Origin of the sequence: Aurantimonas litoralis (assembly GCF_026153195.1) — a bacterium.
Taxonomy (GTDB): domain Bacteria; phylum Pseudomonadota; class Alphaproteobacteria; order Rhizobiales; family Rhizobiaceae; genus Aurantimonas; species Aurantimonas coralicida.
This window is the reverse complement of the sequence record NZ_JAPFBM010000020.1, coordinates 1-19935: the sequence shown is the minus strand read 5'-3', so window position 1 is coordinate 19935 and position 19935 is coordinate 1. Positions and strand designations below refer to the sequence as shown.

The following is a 19935-nucleotide window of genomic DNA, read 5'->3' as shown; positions in this document are numbered from 1 at the left end:
CAGCCAGACGCTTCGATGAAGGTCTCGAGCTTTTTGAGCCTGACTTCGGGCGTCTCGCCCGGCTGCCATCGGGCGGCGCGTTCGAAGTGCTCGATCGTGGGAAACAGCGCGCTGTTGGCGTGGTAGTTCGAGCAGAACATCCGCACGTCGCGTTTGGTTTCGCTGCCCAGGCGCTCGAGCAGCGCCTGGGTCAGGCGCGACTTGCCGATGCCGGGCTCGCCGGTCAGCATGACGACCTGTCCGCTGCCGGCCTTGGCAAGACTCCAGCGCCGCAGCAGCAGATCGATTTCCTCCTCCCGTCCGATGAGCGGCACCAGCGACTTGCCGTGCAGAGCCTCGAAGCGTCCTTCGGCGTCACCTTTGCCGAGCACTTTCCAGGCGTGCATCGGTTGCGGGATCCCCTTGAGAACGCTCACGCCAAGATCCTCGACGCTGAAGATATCGCCGATCAGCCGACGTGTGCTCCCGGCAATGACAATTTCGCCCGGCTCCGCCACCCCCTGCAGCCGCGCTGCCAGGTTCGGCGTGTCACCGACGACGGAGCGCTCCTGCGCTTCTCCCTCTCCGACCAGATCGCCGACCACGACAAGGCCTGTGGCGATGCCCACTCGCACCGCCAGCGGCTTTAGAGACGGGGTTTGGATTTCGCCGACGCCCTCGACGATCAGGCGCGCCGCCCGCACGGCCCGTTCGGCAGCGTCCTCGTGTGCGCGCGGCCAGCCGAAATAGGCCACCACACCGTCGCCCGCGAATTTGGCGACGTGGCCTTCGAAGCGGGCCACGACGCTGGCCACCGTGTCCTGGTAGGCGAGGATCAGATCCCGCATGTCCTCTGGATCGAGCCCGGCGGATAAGGCCGTCGAGCCGACGAGATCGCAGAACATCACCGTCAGGTGTCGGCGCTCTGCGGCGGATGCCGCCTCGGTGGCCGGTACACCGGCTGACGGCTCGGATGCGGGCTCCCGCCCATTGTGCGCCTCGGCGGCAGACGCGACGGAGCGCGGGACACCATGCAGCTTGGCAATCGCCTTCAGCAGCTTGAGGCGGTGGCCGAGCGGCACCTGCAGTTCCTTCAGGTGCTCTTCCGTCAGTTCGCCCAGGACATCGTCGTCGATTGCGTTCTCAGCGAACAAATCCGCATAAAGGCCGAGACCGATGCCATCCAGCCAAGCGGCGACATTCATGACTTCGTAGTCCTTTGGTGAGAACACGGAAATTTAAATTTTGGGCCAGCCTCTCGGTAGAATGCCGCGCATGTATTCCCCTGCGGAATTATATGGCTTGAGTGTACGCAGCATTGTATTGATTTAGCAAGCATCCAAGAAGACGTTGCGGAAAAGAAAGACGGCCCGCCGAACCAGCAGGCGCAGCGTTTATCAACCGCAGGAGCGGGCTGACGACACCAAAGCTCTTCCCCGCGGATTTCCTGGGTGTCGACGTGAAAACCAAGACACCTACGTTCAGCTTTTCTTGTGCCCGTGCTGATCCAGCCGCGGCGGGCTCTTGTCGCGGAACGGGAAGAGATAATCCGACAGCGAGAGGCGTTCGATCTCGGCATCAAGTCCGGGGTCGTCCGGACTCAGGAGCTATACGAAAGTGAACCCGACCGAGGCATCAGCCTCCGGGCAGCGCTGGCGGAGGCGGCGGACCGAGAGATGCAGGTTCGGGAGGCCAGTCTGGATCGGAGGCGAAGGTCGATGCGCTACAGAAAGCGTCCGCCGATTTCCGGACGGAGCTTGCTACCCGCGAGAGTTGGGCGTGTTCCAGGGCAAGCGAGCCGTCATCTACTGCCTCCTACCCAGTCTGTGATCTGCCTGCATTCGCGTGGCGGGTGTCCTGCGTGCCCGCTCAGATCAGGCCGAGCAGGGCCATCACCACGACACTAAGGACGATGGAGATGACAATGGATCCCAAGCAGCCCAGGCGATTGGAAAAGAACAAGAACATCAATCGTATCCGCCGTTGATCGGAATACACCGGGATGAGAGTGAAGATCTGGGGGAAACAACGGCTTGAAGCCATCCAATGGCGGAGAGGAAATATGCGTGCCCCGCCAAAGAGGTTAATCAGTTGAATTAACTATCGTTTCCGGCCACTCGTTTTCTGACGGTGTATGTGTATGTGTATGCTCGATCCAAGGCAATGGGAGGCCCTGTGACGGGGTCAAACCGCCTAGGCATCCAATAGCGGAAAAAATCCAAACTCTGCCTGAAGATCACAGCACTTCGCACATCATTCATTTATATATGCTTCTTGATATTAACTATATATGTATTGATATTCATAAAAATAGCAAATATACGATCATCCATAGTATATTTTACCTCAAAAATATCTCATAATAGCGAAGTGAGAGTGAGGTTGGTATGCGAAATCAGTATGAGTTGCCGTTTGATACGGTTCAGGAAGATTCTATTTCGCTCACCATTCGCTGGGTGAAGATAGAGCCGTGCATGGCCGGAAGAAAACGGAGCGAAGTATCGCGCCGAAATGGTTTGCGCCAATGTTGTTTCAGGTTTGATTTCGCCGATATGAAAACCCGAAAGCCTGATGTTTGGGCGGGATTCGCTCCGGACAACATCTGGCGGAAAAACATGGGCCGCGGAGTGTTCTTTAAATTCAGATATGTTGCAGAGAAATATTCGAGAATCCTGCTTTATATCAAAATATTGATTTCATCATATAAAATATGATATATACTTCCGAATTCGACCACAAGAGAGGGCGAAGCATGAACGAAGAGCAGTTGTTGACGTTTCAAAGACTTCTCGCAATCGCTGAGGGCGATACGGGATCTAGCAAGCGTGTCGAAAATTTCCTGTTAGCGTGGTGGAATCCTGTTCGATGCGGAGGTTTTCACTTGACCGAGTTGTGGCAACTTGATGAAGGTATTTGTAACGACATTGAGACTGTCATTGGTTTCATCTCCCGGCGAGCGTTGCACCCCGGGGATATCTACGCGGACCGCATGAAATCTCTCGTCGAACGCTGGCGTCCGGAGATTTTCAAGATAGATAGGCAAGCATAATTCACCGCAATCCGTTCCGATTTCTGCTACGGCGTCATCAGGTGCGCTCAATAGACTGTATTCGGCGCACTTATATAATCGAAACAATTGCGGTTCGAGGCACTCCATCATTTCTAATTGAAGCCGGACTTTGCGATGTGCGGATAAAGTTCTATCGTGGCTTCGGCCAGGCGCTTCAACCACGGTAGGTAATTTGATCGAACCGGATGTACCTTCTTTTGGCTTGGGTCACCAATGGCGGTGGAGCGTTCAAAGATTATGCAGCGGCCCGGGCTTCGACCGGATTGACTATCCGACACGCCGTCAGATCCACGATCATAGACGGCACTCGTGATGAGCTAGACATTGTTCTGATCCGGTTTGCGACCGTTTCACGGAGCGTCTGGAAATCGCCTACACATAGCACCTCATCAGGCAGAGCAGAGTCGCTCTCCTGCAGAAGCCGGGTGACCGTGGAGGTATCTACGCTAATACCGTTGCTTCCGCGATGGACTACAACGATCTCTTCACCAGCCGGCTCGCCGCTTTCATCCTGCCAGCGCACAAGAAAGGCTGCCATTTCACCGGACACGACCGCGGGAGAAGAGACCTCAGCATAAAAGCCGCCGAAGCTTGGCGACTTCGCCTCCGCCACGATCTCCCGGACGAACGCCGACTCGAAGTCGAGTAGCATGATGGTTGGATGCCGTCGGGAATATTCGCGGTCGGTGGTTGCCTCGATCAGCGTCCGCGAGCCGAATTCGGGGAACCGGCCCTTCATCCCGTCCGAAAGCCGGATGCGCAGGCGCTCACCTGTCAGGCTCTCGTCCACCTCATACTCCGATAGCGGTGCCATCCGGCGCACGAAACGGGCGACGTCAGCGGTCGAGAAGTTGCGAAGTGTGTCGAAGAAGGCATTGTCGAAGCCCGTCGCGGTTGCGAGGATTTCCTGCTGCATGAGTGCTGCGGAGCGCGCCTTATCAAGCGCATCATCGATGCGCTCACGCGAACGCTCGATCCTTTCCGATCCCGCTGCCTCAACGATCGCCTCAATGTCGAGATGGCCAAGAAGATCCCCAAGAACCTCGGCGGCGTAGTTATCCAGGTATTCGCCGGACACGTCAGCCATCTCCCGCACTATATTCTCGACACGTCGATAAGCGTAACCCACCACTTGTGAGTCAATCGAGCGGCTGTCCTGTAGGTTGATCACGGCGACGCGCTTTTTCTGGCCATAGCGGTAGAGCCGACCGATACGTTGGATCAGCTTGACCGGGTTCCACGGTAGATCGTAGTTCACCTCAACGTGACAGTTTTCGTGAAGGTTGAAGCCCTCGGCGCCCGCCTCAGTTGAGAGCATTAAGTCCGCTACGTTTTCGAAGCGGTGGATCGCATCTTTCTTCTCTTCGGCGGTCATGCCGCCCTTGAGAACAGCCACGGTCAGCCCTGCGCCGAGAAGCCGCTCTTCTAGGAAAGCTAGCGTATCTCGAAACTCGGTGAATATAAGAAGCTTGTTGCGGCCAGAGTCGGAGAAAAGCTCGACCTGGGCAAGGAAGTCGCGGGCTTTGTGGTCGTTGAGGGCAGCACTGTCGGCCAGTTCAACTAGATCGCGTAGCGCCACCTTCTCTGCAGAGAAAAATGGATTCGACCCTGCGGCATCGATAGTGGCGTCCGCTGAGTCTTCTTCACCAAACCGCGATTCGGCGACAGGGCCGGCGATACCCTCGATGCGAGCGATTCGGCGTTCCATCGCTCGCGCGAGTGCATAGGGCGAGGAGGCGGCGAGTTTGCGATAGGTCGCCAACACAAAGCCAACCGCCCTCCGTACCGCGGCGCCCTCCTGAATCGTACCGGTATAGACCTCGGCGATGTATTCCCGCAGCGCCCTGTCTAGGGTCTCAGCTTCCAGCGAGGAGGCAACCTCGACACGCCGGACAGAATGTCCTTGGAAGATAAATTCACCCATGGCGTCGGTGACGTCGCTCTTTCGGTTTCGGAGCACAATCTGAGAGATAACCGAGGGATCGAATTGGATACGATCGATCTGACGCTGCAGGTCGGGGCGTACAAGCGCAAGAAGTGATCGGAACCGGCCTGTGTTGCCATCGTGAGGTGTCGCCGTCGCGATTAGCAGGTTGCGCGTTAACGTCCGCAAAGACTCCGCCAGTCGAAAGCGCAAAGAGGCCTCGCCGTCGTCGTCGCGAGTCAGCTTGTGGCCCTCGTCAAAAATCACAATATCCCATGAGGCAGCGGCCATGAGGATTTCGAAATGCGTGCGGCCGCCATCGGCGTCGCGGGGCTTCAGCGTGTCGATCGAGGCGATCACTCGATTCTGCAGCTTCCACTCCCATGGTTGGGACGGCCGAAAACCCTCGCCGTGAATCACATAGTTGCGGCCAAACTTGTCTCGCATCTCGTTCTGCCACTGCAGCACGAGCCCGGCGGGGCAGACGATCAGCACGCGGGGTTCTGCCACCCGCCCTTCTAGAACCTTGATCGCAAGACCGACTTCAACGGTCTTACCGAGCCCAACGTCGTCGGCAAGCAGGAAGTTGAAATGTCCGGCCCGGGCCATGTGATGCGCTACAAATATCTGGTGCGGCAGTGGATCGATGTCGATCCGCGAGAATGAACCGGTCGTGTCGTTCCAAGTCGACAGTGCGTAGGCGCTGGTCTTTAGGACAAACCGCTCGGCATCGAGTACGCGGTCGCGGACCCTCCGCCGTTCGAAGAGCGCCGGAACTTCTGGAAAGCGCGCGAATGGCTCGTAGTCCATCCAGCGAGCGATGCCGTCGGTGTCAAACTGCACGAGGATTTGGCCGCGGCCAGCAAGAGTGCGTGTGCCTAACGCCGTCCCGGAACCACGCGAGGTCTGTCCCGCACCTTGCGGCTGATGGTGGACCCGCCATCCCGGAGCAAAGGCTGGAACGAGGTCGTCTGCAATCTCGACTGTCGTCTTGCCGGCACCCCAGTCGATGGGAATACGCGACGGATCTTCTGCCTTAGATATAACGCGGCCAGCGCGAGACGGATCGCCATCGTTCCGGCGGACAAAGCAATTTGCGACGGGGATACCCATCTGGACCTCCTATCGGGGCGTGCGAAGGCGAAAGAACCATTCCATGCCTACGCGACGCGTGCCCCATGGATGACGCATCAAGGCCACGCCGGGAGGAAGCCGATGATGATTGAATGCTTCATCCGGGTCGCATGGGACAAGGCCATCGGGCTCGTGCCAGGTATCGGCATGGAGTATGAAGTCGGCAAAGGACCAGAAGCCGAGTCTACCCATATCTTTCATCTCTAGCCATTGCTCCAGAAGACGCAGATTGAGAAGCGCCTCGGGGTCGGCCCCGTCTAATCGTTTCGCGTATGCCAAAGAGCGAGGCCAGTACACCGGCACCATGCTTCGCCTGATTATCTGTCCGCGGATGCCGCGGACGAAGCTGCGGTAGACGTTAAAATCGGAATCCTCGATAGCGCATCGGAAGCGAATGGCTGACCCTGCGGTTGCAGCATCCGCGTCCTCGGTAGCCTTTTCAAAGGCTCGCCATGCAAGAAAGGCAGACGGTTGGTCCAGAAGCCAGTCGCGTAGCATATGACGGACTTGGGACTTCTCGTGGAGAGCTCCTGGGAGCCTGGAAGCAGTCTGATCCGCCATATCCGATGCACTAAGACGGTCCCGCCAGCGGGATGGGGGCGGAATCCATAACCCGACATCTTCCGGCAGAGGGAAGTCGAACGATGCCCAGTGATCTTTGATTGCCGTCTTGGCCTGGGAGATCTCGACATGCACATCCACAAAGTCGAGTTCACAACTCGGCGGAGGCAACTGCGAGACTCTGACCTCTGCAAGGACTTGCTCTGAAGGCGGGGACTCAGGAGCCGCGTCCCATGGCGATATGCTTGGAACGGGCGGTGACGAAGGTATCGAGAAGGAATCGTCGTCCCACTCCCAGTTTGCGTCCCGGCTTTTCTGAAGGCCAATCCGCAGTGCTCCATCTCGCATGCTCTGATCACGCCCCCCGCCGCGACTAATGCTCACGTTCCCATACTATCCTGGAGCGATCGGTTGTATAGGCCGTAAAGTACTCGCTTCGCAATTTAACGAGGGAGGACGCAATGGGCAGCGGGTCGAAGCTTCTTGAACTCTCAAGGTAGGCGAGTTAGCCCGCCTGCAGCAACGTTGCTGCAGGCTCGTTGCGCACGTCAGTTCTACCCAGATCGCGCGCAATACCCATTAAAACGAACGGTTGGATCGCATTTTTCGGGGAAGCAATCCTGCCTCACTACGCGCCCGAGAAGGCTTGTAAAGCTAACATCGTTGTTGAACCCATTTCCATCCCAATTTGGGAGTATCACCTTATACGCGAAGTCGCCTTGGTCTTGCTAAGGCGTTTCATCTCTTCAATGCGGAACCCGATTTTTCCAGCGCAAACAGCAGGCGGCGCATCTGGACGTCGGAGCCATCCCGTTTTTTTCTGACGCGACAATTTTTTTCGCATTGGAGAAAGGTCCCAAAGATTTCGCAGCTGGTTGCAAGAAAATCACCGGGCGCGAATATTTTTCAATCAATCGCACCGATTAGACTGGCAGAGCTCGTCAGTCTTGGCTACAGCATGAAAACTATCCAAGGTTGATCCGAGCCGGCTCAATCACAGTGTGGTCGTGCATCTCGCATCGACCAGATTTCGGAGCAGCTGAATGGACGTCAAAGATCATCAGGTCATTACGATCTTGGGTGAGTCTCGCTGTTACATGGTTCCAATCTACCAACGGCAATACGCTTGGGACCATAAGCTACTGAAGCAATTTTGGGAGGACGTCGTCGCCAAATCGGAAGAGGCGATGAAAGGTAAACCAAAGTTTCAGCATTACATGGGCGCACTGATCTTGGCTCCTGGTACGGCGGCGATTGGGCGAACCGCGACGATGCAAGTGGTCGATGGGCAGCAGCGCCTAACGACCTTCCAACTTTTCATCGCTTCTCTCAGGGCTGCAGAAATAGCCGAGGGCTTTACCGATATGGCTGAGGCGCTGCAGAGTTACATTTTCAATGTCCCGAAGCCTGGCGAAAAAGAGAAGGACGCGAAATTCAAACTCTCGCCCACACCGGCGGATAGAGATCTTTTTCGGATGTTGATGTCCGAAAGCTGGTCGACAATTCGAACAACCTACCCTCAGTATTTCTACCAAAAAGGCACCCTCGTTTGGGGGAAAGCACCCAAACCTATTCGCGCCGTCGCCCAATTCAGAGAGTGGATAGATAAATATGTTAACTATGGGATCACGGACGCTGCAGAGAGCATCGATCCGGTGCAGGTCCCTGATGAACGCGACATCAAGGAAAAGCGTTTACAAGCACTTCAGAATGCGCTTCTGCTTCACCTCAAACTTGTTGTTATTCAACTAGGCGAGGACGACGACGCGCAGGTTATATTTGAGACATTGAACTCAAAAGCCGAGCCGCTTCTCGCGATGGACTTGGTTCGCAACAACATTTTTCATCGTGCCGAAGCGCAGGGTGAGTCGGTAGAGGATCTCTTTGAGGATAAATGGTCGATCTTCGAAGACGAGTCGTTTTGGAAGGCTGATGCGCCGAGAGCCAAACCCAAGCGCCCACGCATCGATCACTTCCTGAGCCATGCTCTGACGGCGATGACCGGACGGGAGACTTCTCTCCGCGAGGTCTACGCAGAATATCGCGATTTCGCTCGGCCAAAGGGGAACCCACGGTTCGAGACGGTCGGCGAGGAACTTGACGCGTTGACGCGCTACGCACCCGTCTATCGGACCTTGGAAGTTCCCGATAATTCTAGCTTAGGCTGGTTAGGAGAGAAGCTAACCGTCTGGGAAGTGACGGTCGTCTATCCTGCGGTTTTCATGATCGCGCTGGCCGATATCGACAACCATGATAAGAATCGGATGTACCGCCTTATCTATTCATTTATCGTTCGACGAGCGATCTGCGGTCTCACTGCGAAAAATTACAATCTTATTTTCGAACGTCTCACGGCTGTATTCCAGCAGCAGGGAGTTTCTATCGGGGTATTTGAGAGCTTCTTGGGGAATTCTGTAGCGACAACGGTTCGCTTCCCATCCGATGACGAATTCCGCACTGAGATCTTGCGGCAACCAGTCTATCAAAACATGGGCAGGAAGGAACGCATCGCAGATCTACTCTGGGAAATCGAGCTGGCAACCCGAACAAAATATCAGGTATCAGGTGCCCGGCCAGCAGGGCTTTCAATCGAGCATATAATGCCACAGGGCTGGCGAACTCACTGGCCTCTCCGTGACGGCCAATCCGCGCCGGATCCAGGGCAGCCAGTTCTGGACCATACAATTGCCGACGCAATTGGATTGAGAGAGGGATTGCTCAACACGCTTGGCAATCTGACCTTGGTGCCAGTGCCGCTAAATTCTCAGTTATCAAACGGCAGTTGGATCACGAAAAAACCCGGGCTCGAAGATGCCTTGCTCGCGCTCAATGCCGAACTGGTGAAGCTAGAAAACTGGGACGAGGCTGCCATTCGAAGCCGGGCGAATGATTTGGCTGACCGCGCAATTCAGATTTGGCCTGCGCTTGCGGCCGCCGGCAATAACGGATCCTGAGCGAAGAGAAGGTAGGGGGTGTACCTCACGCTGGAACTCACGCCGCGAGCCCCAAGACGGGATTATCCGCAAGCAATGCGTCAACACTGGCAAATGGGGCGAGTGGCATAAGGCATGATGCCGGCAAGAGGGCTATGGGCCGGAAACGTTGGGCCCTGGTGGGCCCGGACGGGCCGACTTGTTCTCGAACCGCATCGGCCAGCGTGAAGGGTCTGGGCGGAGGCAGCCCCTTGCTGGAAGCCTCTCGCCCTCTCTGTCTGTTGACCGACCGGCGTGCGCCGACGATGGCTACACCGGCGGCCAATTTGTCGTCGCGACGCTTATCGCTGCGGAGACCGTCTAGCAGATCCTGATCAGATCGACTTTATGGTCCGGCCCTTACGGTGTGCCGTCCAACGGTTCTTTGCCCGGATCGGCCGAGTTGAAAGGCTCGCCACGGATTTCGGAGCACGATTGCTTTCGTCAATGCCTCTCTATGCATTCAATAACGAACTACTCGATTTCATCACGTTGATCGCGAATGTTTTCGGGCGTTGTCTCGTCCCATTTTCCCGTCAGTTCCTGGAGTTTAGTCTTGAGGTCGAAGAGTTCCTCGTCGGCCTGTGCTCGATTCGTGGAAATCTCGCCGTCAGCGATTAAGTCGCAGAGTTCCCAAATCGCATGCTGGTAAAATAGTACCTCGTCATCGTGCGAGCGGATCTCATAATCTTCTGCGTTCTCGGATCTCATAATATCCCCTGGATGATTGCGCGGACCCGGTAACGAAGGCGTCTCCGTCGGTCAAGGTATTGTCATGTGAGATGGGCCTCTCATCGACTGCAAAGGTGGTCAGCTCGGGACCTCACTGCATGAGACGTCCGTAGTCGATAATTCTGCAAATGAGGGAGTGCATCAAAAACGACCGATTCTGGTGCAGTCTCCGAGATAGAATAAGAGACTGATTTCATTCTACTTTCATGCACCATAAGTCCGTGCCATAATTCGGATATGGATTCGCTCGCTTCTCCACCCTTTCTTTTGCCGGCCGCTTCTCAGCGTCTCATCGGCTATGCCCGCGTTTCAACCGACGAGCAGCATCTTGATCTTCAACGCAATACTCTTCGGGACGCTGGATGCAGTCGGATATTTGTGGACAGCGGAATATCTGGCACGGTTCATGAACGACCAGGTTTGGTCGGAGCGATGGCCGAGTGCCGGAATGGCGATGTGCTTGTGGTGTGGCGTCTCGATCGGCTTGGTCGATCACTTCCTCATCTCATTGAAACGGTCACGGCCCTGGGTGCCGCGGGAATCGATTTCCGCTCACTGACGGAATCTATCGACACCGCGACCGCATCTGGGCGGCTTAGCTTCCATCTCTTCGGCAGCCTCGCGCAATTCGAGCGTGAACTGATCGCAGAGAGAACGAAGGCCGGGCTTCGCGCCGCTCGGCAACGGGGAAAGGCCCTTGGTAGGCCGAAGCGGCTTCAGCACCATCAGGTAACCCATGCTGCGAATCTAATTGCAAAGGGGGAACAGACCGTTGCAGGAGCAGCGGCCATCCTTGGCGTCGGGCGAAACACGTTGGGCCGCGCATTGAAGCGACTGGAAACTAGAACATAAGCGTTCCGAACCCTCATCAGATCCTAAGAAGATAGTTCGTTCAGCTCGCGGTGGGAGTGACGGCGTCTGAAGCCTTGTGTTACCGGATTCCTAAGATACGGTCCCAAGGGGCGATACGTGGGTTGGGATGGACAAGAGAAACCTCTCTGAACGGGATATCTGTAGCAAATTCATTCTTCCGGCCTTAGTCGAAGCGGGTTGGGATTTACAGACGCAGATCGCCGAGGAGCGCACCCTAACCGCCGGCCGCATCATAGTGCGTGGGAAGCTCGTCGCTCGCGGCCGGAAGAAACGTGCCGATTTCGTCCTCTACCTAAAACCGAACATCCCGATCGCTGTCATTGAAGCGAAGGATAACCGTCATTCGGTAGGTGACGGTATTCAGCAGGCGCTCGACTACGCGAAAATGCTCCAAGTGCCGTTCGCCTTCTCTTCGAACGGGGACGGCTTCGTGTTTCATGACGGGACGGGTCAATGGTCTCAGACGGAGACTGAGATCAGTCTAGCCAGCTTCCCATCTCCCGATGACCTTCGTGCGATGTTTCTAGCATGGAGAGGCTTGAGTGAGACCGAGGCCGATACCGCCCTTTACCCATATTTCGATCGCGGGAAAGAACCTCGCTATTATCAGATGAACGCCATAAACGCGTCTTTGGAGGCGATCGCGAAGGGTCGAGACCGACTTTTGCTCGTCATGGCAACGGGCACCGGGAAGACGCAGACAGCGTTTCAAATCATCTGGCGCTTGTGGAAGTCCGGCAGGAAAAAGCGGGTCCTGTTTCTTGCAGACCGTAACGTGCTTGTGGACCAGACCATGGTCAACGATTTCCGGCCTTTCATCGGGTCGATGGCGAAGCTCTCAACGCACTCCAAAACCATCGAGCGCCCCGATGGTACGGAAGAAAAGCTGACGCTGGCCATGGATCGGCGCCGGCGCATCAACACTGCCTACGAAATTTACCTCGGGCTTTACCAAGCGCTCACCGGGCCCAAAGAGAGCCAGAAGATCTATCGCGAGCTCAGCCCGGACTTCTTCGACCTGATCATTATCGATGAATGCCACCGCGGGAGCGCCGCCGAGGATTCTGCATGGCGCGAGATACTCGAGCATTTTTCGAGCGCCACACAGATCGGCCTGACGGCGACGCCGAAAGAGACGGAATATGCGTCGAACATTAACTATTTCGGCGAACCCATCTATTCCTACACATTGAAGGAAGGCATCGAGGATGGTTTTCTGGCGCCCTACAAGGTCATCAAGTGCCACGTGGATCGGGATGTCGAAGGCTACCGTCCGGAACAGGGACAACTCGACCGCGACGGCAATGAGGTCGAAGACCGTACCTACAACACCAAAGACTTCGATCGAACGCTCGTCATCGATGACCGCACGAAGCTCGTCGCGAAGCGTGTCACCCAGTTTCTAACGGAAAGCGGGGACCGGATGCAGAAGACCATCGTCTTCTGCGTGGATCAGGAGCATGCCGGTCGCATGCGGCAGGCGCTGATCAACGAGAACCAGGACCTCGTCGCCAAGGACTCCCGCTATGTCATGCGTATCACCGGCAACGATAAGGACGGTCTGAACGAGCTTGCGAACTTCATCGATCCGGAGGCGGACTACCCGGTCATCGTGACAACGTCTCGCCTCTTGAGCACTGGGGTGGATGCGCAGACCTGCCGTCTCATCGTCCTCGACCGGGAGATCGGTTCGATGACCGAATTCAAACAGATCGTGGGAAGAGGCACGCGCGTCCACGAGGACACCGGGAAATACTTCTTCACCCTCATGGACTTCCGGGGTGCGACCTCGCACTTCGCCGACCCGGAGTTCGACGGCGAGCCGGTCCAGATCTATCAACCAGGTTCGGACGACCCCATGACACCACCTGAGGGCGACGATCCTTCTTCCCAATATGAGAGCGGCGACGACGAGACAGTCCTGATTGATCCGATCGGCCCCCACCATCCTCCGGGCTTCGGCGAGCCTGACGACGCCAATGGCTACATCGGACCTGGCGACCGTCAGGGGCCGCGCCGGAAAATCTACGTTGATGGAGTCGGCGCCACCATCATCAAGGAGCGCGTCGAATACCTCAATGTCGATGGAAGGCTCATTACCGAGAGCCTTCTCGACTTCACCCGGAAGCATCTCAAACATCGGTTCGCCTCGATGGATGACTTCCTTCGCCGCTGGCATGCGGAGGATCGAAAGCAGGTCATTATCGACGAACTCGCCGAAGAGGGCCTCGACCTCGAACTGATCGGACGCGAAATCGACGCAGATCTCGATCCCTTCGATCTCGTCTGTCACGTTGCCTTCGGCGCCAAACCTCTGACGCGACGTGAGCGGGCCGACAACGTTAAAAAGCGCGATGTCTTCAATCGCTATGGAGAGAGGGCGCGAGCCGTGCTGGAAGCACTCCTCGAGAAATACGCGGATGAGGGCGTGAGACCCCTCAACGACACGAAAATCTTGCAGATCAACCCGTTTTCTCGCATGGGGACGCCCGTCGAACTGATGCGAACCTTCGGCAAAAAACCTGACTACCTGCAAGCGATCCACGACTTGCAAGCCGCACTCTACGACGAAAGCGCATAACCCCAATGCACATGAGAAACCTCGTCAAAGCCATCCAGGACGTCATGCGCAAGGACGTCGGCGTCGATGGCGATGCGCAGCGCCTGTCGCAGCTGGTCTGGATGTTCTTCCTGAAGATCATCGACGATCAGGACGAGGCGCTCGAATTCACAAATGACGACTACAGCTCACCGATTCCCGAGCATCTGCAATGGCGCAACTGGGCTGCAGACCCCGAGGGCATTACGGGCGAAGAACTCCAGAACTTCGTCAACACGCAGCTGTTCCCGACCCTGAAGGAGCTACCCGCCACGACGCCCCGCGCCCGCGTCGTCCGCTCCGTCTTCGAAGACGCCTACAACTATATGAAGTCCGGCCAGCTGATGCGGCAGGTTGTCAACAAGATCGCCGAGGTCGACTTCAACAGCCTGTCCGAGCGCCAGCATTTCGGCGATATCTACGAGCAGCTCCTCAACGACCTTCAAAACGCGGGTAACGCCGGCGAATACTACACCCCCCGCGCCGTCACAGCTTTCATGGTCCAGCAGATGGACCCGAAACCGGGCCAGATCCTGATGGACCCCGCCTGCGGCACCGGCGGCTTCCTGACCTGCGCCATGCGCCACATGCGCGAGCACTACGTGAAGCGGCCAGAGGACGAGGCGACCATGCAGGCCTCCCTCCGCGCCGTGGAAAAGAAACCGCTGCCGCACATGCTCTGCACGACGAACATGCTCCTCCACAACGTCGAGGAGCCGTCATGGGTGAAGCACGACAACACGCTGGCCCGTCCTCTCATTAGCTGGACCAAGGACGAGCGCGTCGACATGATCCTCACCAACCCGCCCTTCGGCGGCAAGGAAGAGGACGGGATCGAGAACAACTTCCCCCAATTCAAGACCCGCGAGACCGCCGACCTTTTCCTCGCCCTTATCATCCGCCTTCTGAAGAAGAATGGTCGTGCCGCCGTGGTTCTGCCTGACGGCTCCCTCTTCGGCGAAGGGATCAAGACCCGCCTCAAGGAGCACCTGCTGACCGAGTGCAATCTGCACACTATCGTCCGCCTGCCGAATTCGGTCTTCAAGCCCTACGCCTCCATCGGCACCAATCTGCTGTTCTTCGAAAAAGGCGCGCCGACGCAGGAGGTATGGTATTGGGAGCACCGCGTCCCCGAGACGCAGAAGGCCTATTCGATGACCAAGCCGATCCGGCTGGAGCATCTGGACGATTGCGCCGCATGGTGGGGCGGGCCGGCGCGTGAGGGGCGCGAAGAAAGCGAGTGTGCCTGGAAGGTCTCGATCGACATAATTAAGGAGCGCGGTTTCAACCTCGACATCAAGAACCCCCATGTGATCGAGGATGATTGGGGAGATCCCGAAACCCTACTGAACGACCTGACCAAGGCCGAGGTCACAGTCGAAAGCCTGCGGGCCGAGTTGAAGTCCATCCTGACCGAGGCGCTGGCTCGATGATAGACCCCCACCTCCTGGAAGCAATCGGGGACGCCCCTGATCACATCACTGCCCTTAGGAAGCTTGCTGTTGCTTTCGCTATCGGGGGACGGCTCGACACCGACGACAGGTCATCCACCGAAGAGCTGCTCGAGGAAATCGATTATACCAAAGCGCATCTGCGAAAGAGCAGTGCGCTCAAAAAAAAGAACGCGGCACTTGTTGTGCTTCCCGAACATCTGCCTGAAGCATTTGCGGACCCGTCCCGCTTCGTTCCCTTGGGAAGGGTGGCCAGCATCGAAAAGGGGAAGACCGGCATCAAGCAGGCACTTCCCGGAAATTACCCGTTGGTCGTCACGGCAGCTGCTCGGGAAACGTGCGACCATTTCGACTTCGATGCGGCGGCCGCAATCGTTCCTCTGGTTTCCTCCACTGGACATGGCAATGCCAGCATCAACCGGCTTCATTATCAGGAAGGGCAATTCGCACTGGGGACGATCCTCGCAGCTATTTTTCCCCATGACCCGGAAGCGATTTCCGCCAGATTTCTCTTCGAATATCTATCCGCTTTCAAAGAGGAATTGCTTGTTTCGCGTATGACCGGAACTGCGAATGTTACTTTAACTACCGCCGGCATCTCAGCGGTGCCAGTCCCACTTCTCTCCCGCCAAGCACAAGCCAAGGTCGATGAGCTCATGGCGCTCTGTGATCGGCTGGAGGAAGCCCGCAAGACCCGCGAGAAAACCCGCGACAAGCTCACCGCAGCCAGCCTCGCCCGCCTGACCGCCCCCGAGACGACGCCCGAGGACTTTCCCGCCCACGCCGCCTTCGCCCTCGAAGCGCTCCCCGCCCTCACGACGCGACCCGACCATATCAAGACCCTCCGCCAAACCATCCTCAACCTCGCCGTGCGCGGGAAGCTGGTGGAACAGGATCCGGCGGATGAACCGGCGTTTGAACTACTCGCCGAGATTACCGGAACGCGCAAACACCTAATGAGATCTGGAAAAATTCTCAAGAAGAAAGAGGCAGAGCGCGACCCGGAACGGGGAACAGCGCCTCTGCCCTCCTCATGGAAGTGGATCGCTCTCGGCCAACTCTGCAATCTCGTTACAAGTGGCTCGCGAGGATGGGGAGACTATTATTCAGATGAAGGCGCAGCATTCCTTCGGGCCCAGAACGTTCGGTTTGGAAGGTTGGAGTTGGACCACCTCGCTCGCGTTTCGCCACCGGTAAATTCGGAGGGGAGCCGAACTCAGATATCACTTGGCGACTTGGTTGTGGTTATCACTGGAGCTGGGGTCACAACTCCGGCTCTATTGGAGAGGGACCTTGGCGAAGCATATGTCAGCCAGCACGTTGCTCTCGTTCGATTGACCGATCCGCGTTTGTCACCTTGGATCTTGCTATGTCTGATGGCCGACGAAGGCGGTCGAAGTGAACTCGTGGACCGCGCTTATGGCGCAGGGCGCCCCGGATTGAATTTGGAGAACATCAGGTCTCTTAGCGTCCCGATCCCACCCCTTGCCGAACAGAACCGCATCTTGGTCAAGGTTGACGCCCTTATGGCCCTCTCCGACCGGCTGGAGGCCGCCCTGGCCACCGCCAACGTCACCCGAACCCGCCTCCTCGAAGCCCTTCTCCACGACGCACTGGAGCCGGAGGCCGAACTTCTGGAAGCTGCTGAATGAACGAGGATGTTGACTGGGCGCAGGTCGCTGCCCTGCTTGACGATCTCTATACCGCTGCCGATGGTCTCGAACTTCTCTTCCCTGGACGAAAATTCACGCTCGACGGCCATCTCGTCGGCAGCATCGGCGAAGTCACCGCTGCTTACATCTTCGATCTCGACCTGAACCCCGCTTCGACTCTGGGCCATGATGCCCGATCCCGCGATGGACGGAACGTGGAGATCAAGCTGACACAGGGAAGAGGTGTCGCGTTCCGTCACGAGCCTGATCATCTGCTTGTCCTGCATCGCCCTCTGGGCGGGCCCATGACAGTCGTCGTCAATGGGCCGGGCGCAATCCCGTGGGCGGCATCGGGCATCATGCAGAAGAACGGTCAGCGGCCGATCTCCTTATCCCGGCTTAGGCTCCTTTCGGCAGACGTCGCCGAACGCGATCGCTTGCCGGTCTTGAGGGAGCCGCCCGTCTGACGGAGCGCCGCGGCCGGAACGAAATGCCTAGAGGACCAACAATCATGAGTAATGGCTTGCCAGAAGGCAAACGCATCCGCATCCGCTCGTTCTACGGTTTCACACCCGAGGAAGACGGATATGTGGGTTGGTCGCAGGAGCAAGCTCGCGACGCCTACCTGCGCAAGCTGAACGATGGCGATCTCCTCATGATCTACGGCGCCAGCACCTCGGAAACCAAACAAGCTCTGCGCTCCCATGTGCTGGGTTTCTTGGAGATTGAAGCCAAGCCCATTCGCGATACGGACAAGGCGTCCGCCCTCGGACAACAGATCAAGCGAGACAAAGGGTGGGCCGATCGTTGGACCTATGGCATTCCGGTGAAGCGCGCCTGGCGAGCCGAGGAGAAGGTGATGATCGGTCGAATCGCCTTTCATTCCTATCGTCCGGAGGCGGGACAGGCGCTTGCGGTCCACGGCGCCGAACTCGATGACGCTGAGGTTGCCGAAGCGCTGAAAATCAAGGTTCGAGAAGTGGACGTTTTCGGAGAAGCTCCGGTCACGGAGCAAGGGTCTTCTGCCAAGCCTTTCAGCGAGGTCTTCAAGCCGTCACGCGCTTTCCCGGGCAGCAAGGGTGCGCGCACGGCAAATTACGAAGACGGGGATACCTACCTCTATCTTGCAGTTTATGACGGCGACGGTCACGCCTTCTTAGGCCGCAAGAAGGCTCTCGGGGATAGCGCCGTTGCCTTGAAGATCGGCGTATCGAACGATCCGAAACGCCGATGTCACGAGCTGAATGCGGGCATTCCTCCAGCGGCTTTGGGGCGCTGGGCTCTGTGCGTCACGTCTCAACCGTTCCCCGACATGAAAAGCGCAGAGGACGTTGAAGCGTTGTTCAAAGCGCGATCACATCCGCAACTTGAAAGCCTCGGCTACGAATTCTTCTGGGGCCGCCGAGACCACGCAGAAACGCTGTGCTGGTCGCCCCCAGGGATGGCACGATTCAGGGCAAAGTAGACGCCACGGTTTTCCCTGTACCCATTCGTTTGTGTCCTGCGCTGCGATCAGCGCCGGACCGAAGGCGCTATCGTAGGCGTTCTTCAAGAGAGCAGAATTCGAACTGCTTCGTCCAGACCGCGTATTCTATCAGAATGCGTGGCCCAGTTTCCAATTCGTGGCCACACAGCCCATCGAATTTGCGACCGAATCGGGCATCCTGTCTCGTAGAGCAGTTTGATGAAGATCAATATCGACGTCAGGCTTCTGCAATGATGCCAGCCATATGGGCTGTGCCCACATCCAGGAGGGCATAGCCCCCCCGTGGCCCCCCCTCGGAGCTAACATGAAGCGAGTAAAGACCCTCAAATTCAGAACGGACGAGGGTCGCTCGTCTGTATATCGGCGCGCAGCAGCAAGGAGAAAACAGACCTTCCGCGCCTGGGTACGGCATGCTTGCGATCGCGAAGCTCTGGGGGTGATTATGAATGCTGACACTCGCAAAGAACTTCTAGGCGCCCGGATGATGCTGAATCGTATCAGCGATCGGACGGCAGCGGACAAGGCGGTTGCGCTCCTACTTCAAGGAGCGTGTTCGGCACTTGACGGTATTTTGGGTCTGGCTCGGGCGTCCTTGTCTCATCTCACGACTATCTTCGCCATGAGGAGATTTCGCGTATCGCAGAATACAATTTCGGGCACGAACATCAGCGTGGAAAGCACCTTCCTCCCGTCATGGCCGCTCTCAAGACCGAGAACCCTGCCGCTTTCCGTTCTGTGATGTCTGCCTTTCCTGACTCGAAACCTGGAAGTAAATCATCGTTTCCACACGCCGCAGCCGCTCAGGCGAAGCGTCAAGGAATCGACCTGGCTTCTGCCGCTCGGTTCGTTTTAACGGTCCGGGAAAGAGGTGGCGGCCCCCAGATAGTCGAGAAAGCACTCCGCGATTTCGGCATGCAGCTTCTTCAGGGGGACAAGCCGGGAATCGTCATGGTGGGTCACGAAGGGGTTCCGCTCCAAGCGCTTCACCGTCTTCTACGTGAAAAATTTTCAGTCATCCGGAAAGAATACGCCCATGTCCTCACCCCAGTCACCGCAGGATCAGATCACCGGTCAGGAAATCCTTCAGCAGATGAAGGAGATCCATCGATCGATCGCAATGCAGGCCGAAGCCGAAACAGACGACGTCGTGTCATCGCTAGTCAGCATCCAGAAAGCGATCCTTCGGAGCCTGAAGGAAGTGAAGTTGAGCCTGGAGCTGCTGCATCGAAAAGTCGACACCACGGACCGCCCTCGGGGCCCCGGAGGAGTGTCGGAAATCGCTTGAGAACGGGTAGGGCCGCGATCAATCGGCTGCGATCCGAGGCTGAGGGCATAGCCAAAGGCCAAGAAGCCGAGTGGAAAGATTGGCGGGTTTCCGAAGCAGCGAAAATCGCGGCCGACCGATTGAAATTAGACAGAGACGAGGCGGAACCGAGTTACGAATTCTCGCGAGCGGAACAGCGATTGAGGGTCCTTACCGCGCTCGTGCGGTCGCACAAATC

General features: G+C 57.2%; 13 protein-coding genes. 9 read left to right on the top strand and 4 right to left on the bottom strand.

Annotated elements, in window-relative coordinates; genetic code table 11:
• On the bottom strand, positions 1-1184 hold a 1184-nt coding region (locus tag N7I30_RS21240), incomplete at its 3' end, for an adenylate/guanylate cyclase domain-containing protein (protein WP_498641025.1).
• Between the two features lie 1547 nt (positions 1185-2731).
• On the opposite strand from N7I30_RS21240, the gene N7I30_RS21235 reads away from it, so the two are divergent.
• Positions 2732-3028 (top strand): DUF7673 family protein, encoded by a 297-nt coding sequence (locus N7I30_RS21235; RefSeq protein ID WP_498641024.1) that lies wholly within the window; start codon positions 2732-2734, stop codon positions 3026-3028.
• Between the two features lie 256 nt (positions 3029-3284).
• On the opposite strand, the gene N7I30_RS21230 is transcribed toward N7I30_RS21235, so the two are convergent.
• A complete protein-coding gene (locus tag N7I30_RS21230; RefSeq protein WP_498641023.1) occupies positions 3285-6086 on the bottom strand; it encodes a DEAD/DEAH box helicase in 2802 nt (933 codons plus the stop codon).
• A 9-nt stretch (positions 6087-6095) separates the two neighbouring features.
• Positions 6096-6605: a hypothetical protein gene (locus N7I30_RS21225; protein ID WP_498641022.1), complete on the bottom strand. Its 510-nt coding sequence runs from the start codon at positions 6603-6605 to the stop codon at positions 6096-6098.
• A 1106-nt stretch (positions 6606-7711) separates the two neighbouring features.
• On the opposite strand from N7I30_RS21225, the gene N7I30_RS21220 reads away from it, so the two are divergent.
• The gene (locus N7I30_RS21220) at positions 7712-9622 is read left to right on the top strand and encodes a DUF262 domain-containing protein (protein WP_498641021.1); all 1911 of its coding nucleotides are present in this window, start codon (positions 7712-7714) and stop codon (positions 9620-9622) included.
• Positions 9623-10114: 492 nt separating this feature from the next.
• On the opposite strand, the gene N7I30_RS21215 is transcribed toward N7I30_RS21220, so the two are convergent.
• Positions 10115-10351 (bottom strand): hypothetical protein, encoded by a 237-nt coding sequence (locus N7I30_RS21215; RefSeq protein WP_498641020.1) that lies wholly within the window; start codon positions 10349-10351, stop codon positions 10115-10117.
• Between the two features lie 258 nt (positions 10352-10609).
• On the opposite strand from N7I30_RS21215, the gene N7I30_RS21210 reads away from it, so the two are divergent.
• The 7 genes from N7I30_RS21210 (at position 10610) to N7I30_RS21180 (ending at position 19718) form a co-directional block, all read left to right on the top strand.
• The gene (locus N7I30_RS21210) at positions 10610-11224 is read left to right on the top strand and encodes a recombinase family protein (protein WP_498641019.1); all 615 of its coding nucleotides are present in this window, start codon (positions 10610-10612) and stop codon (positions 11222-11224) included.
• 127 nt (positions 11225-11351) lie between these two features.
• On the top strand, positions 11352-13826 hold the full coding sequence (hsdR, locus tag N7I30_RS21205; protein ID WP_498641018.1) for an EcoAI/FtnUII family type I restriction enzme subunit R: 2475 nt from the start codon (positions 11352-11354) through the stop codon (positions 13824-13826).
• Between the two features lie 5 nt (positions 13827-13831).
• Positions 13832-15277, top strand: a complete 1446-nt coding sequence (locus N7I30_RS21200) for a class I SAM-dependent DNA methyltransferase (protein WP_498641017.1) — start codon at positions 13832-13834, stop codon at positions 15275-15277.
• Complete coding sequence (locus N7I30_RS21195; protein WP_498641016.1) at positions 15274-16947, top strand: restriction endonuclease subunit S; 1674 nt, start codon at positions 15274-15276, stop codon at positions 16945-16947. The genes N7I30_RS21200 and N7I30_RS21195 overlap by 4 nt, the downstream gene beginning before the upstream one ends.
• Positions 16944-17414 carry a DUF6998 domain-containing protein gene (locus tag N7I30_RS21190; protein ID WP_498641015.1) on the top strand — a complete coding sequence of 157 codons (471 nt, stop codon included), beginning with the start codon at positions 16944-16946 and terminating at the stop codon, positions 17412-17414. The genes N7I30_RS21195 and N7I30_RS21190 overlap by 4 nt, the downstream gene beginning before the upstream one ends.
• A 44-nt stretch (positions 17415-17458) precedes the next feature.
• Complete coding sequence (locus N7I30_RS21185; RefSeq protein WP_498641014.1) at positions 17459-18412, top strand: hypothetical protein; 954 nt, start codon at positions 17459-17461, stop codon at positions 18410-18412.
• A gap of 1054 nt (positions 18413-19466) precedes the next feature.
• Positions 19467-19718 carry a hypothetical protein gene (locus N7I30_RS21180; protein WP_498641013.1) on the top strand — a complete coding sequence of 84 codons (252 nt, stop codon included), beginning with the start codon at positions 19467-19469 and terminating at the stop codon, positions 19716-19718.
• Positions 19719-19935: the final 217 nt, after the last annotated feature.

What these genes read in the sequence shown, in the direction of transcription:
- N7I30_RS21200 (WP_498641017.1), top strand. Translation starts at nt 13,832, where the DNA reads ATGCACATGAGAAACCTCGTCAAAGCCATCCAGGACGTCATGCGCAAG.
- N7I30_RS21220 (WP_498641021.1), top strand. Translation starts at nt 7,712, where the DNA reads ATGGACGTCAAAGATCATCAGGTCATTACGATCTTGGGTGAGTCTCGC.
- hsdR (WP_498641018.1), top strand. Translation starts at nt 11,352, where the DNA reads ATGGACAAGAGAAACCTCTCTGAACGGGATATCTGTAGCAAATTCATT.
- N7I30_RS21185 (WP_498641014.1), top strand. Translation starts at nt 17,459, where the DNA reads ATGAGTAATGGCTTGCCAGAAGGCAAACGCATCCGCATCCGCTCGTTC.
- N7I30_RS21225 (WP_498641022.1), bottom strand. Translation starts at nt 6,605, where the DNA reads ATGCTACGCGACTGGCTTCTGGACCAACCGTCTGCCTTTCTTGCATGG.
- N7I30_RS21180 (WP_498641013.1), top strand. Translation starts at nt 19,467, where the DNA reads ATGTCCTCACCCCAGTCACCGCAGGATCAGATCACCGGTCAGGAAATC.
- N7I30_RS21210 (WP_498641019.1), top strand. Translation starts at nt 10,610, where the DNA reads ATGGATTCGCTCGCTTCTCCACCCTTTCTTTTGCCGGCCGCTTCTCAG.
- N7I30_RS21230 (WP_498641023.1), bottom strand. Translation starts at nt 6,086, where the DNA reads ATGGGTATCCCCGTCGCAAATTGCTTTGTCCGCCGGAACGATGGCGAT.
- N7I30_RS21215 (WP_498641020.1), bottom strand. Translation starts at nt 10,351, where the DNA reads ATGAGATCCGAGAACGCAGAAGATTATGAGATCCGCTCGCACGATGAC.
- N7I30_RS21195 (WP_498641016.1), top strand. Translation starts at nt 15,274, where the DNA reads ATGATAGACCCCCACCTCCTGGAAGCAATCGGGGACGCCCCTGATCAC.
- N7I30_RS21190 (WP_498641015.1), top strand. Translation starts at nt 16,944, where the DNA reads ATGAACGAGGATGTTGACTGGGCGCAGGTCGCTGCCCTGCTTGACGAT.
- N7I30_RS21235 (WP_498641024.1), top strand. Translation starts at nt 2,732, where the DNA reads ATGAACGAAGAGCAGTTGTTGACGTTTCAAAGACTTCTCGCAATCGCT.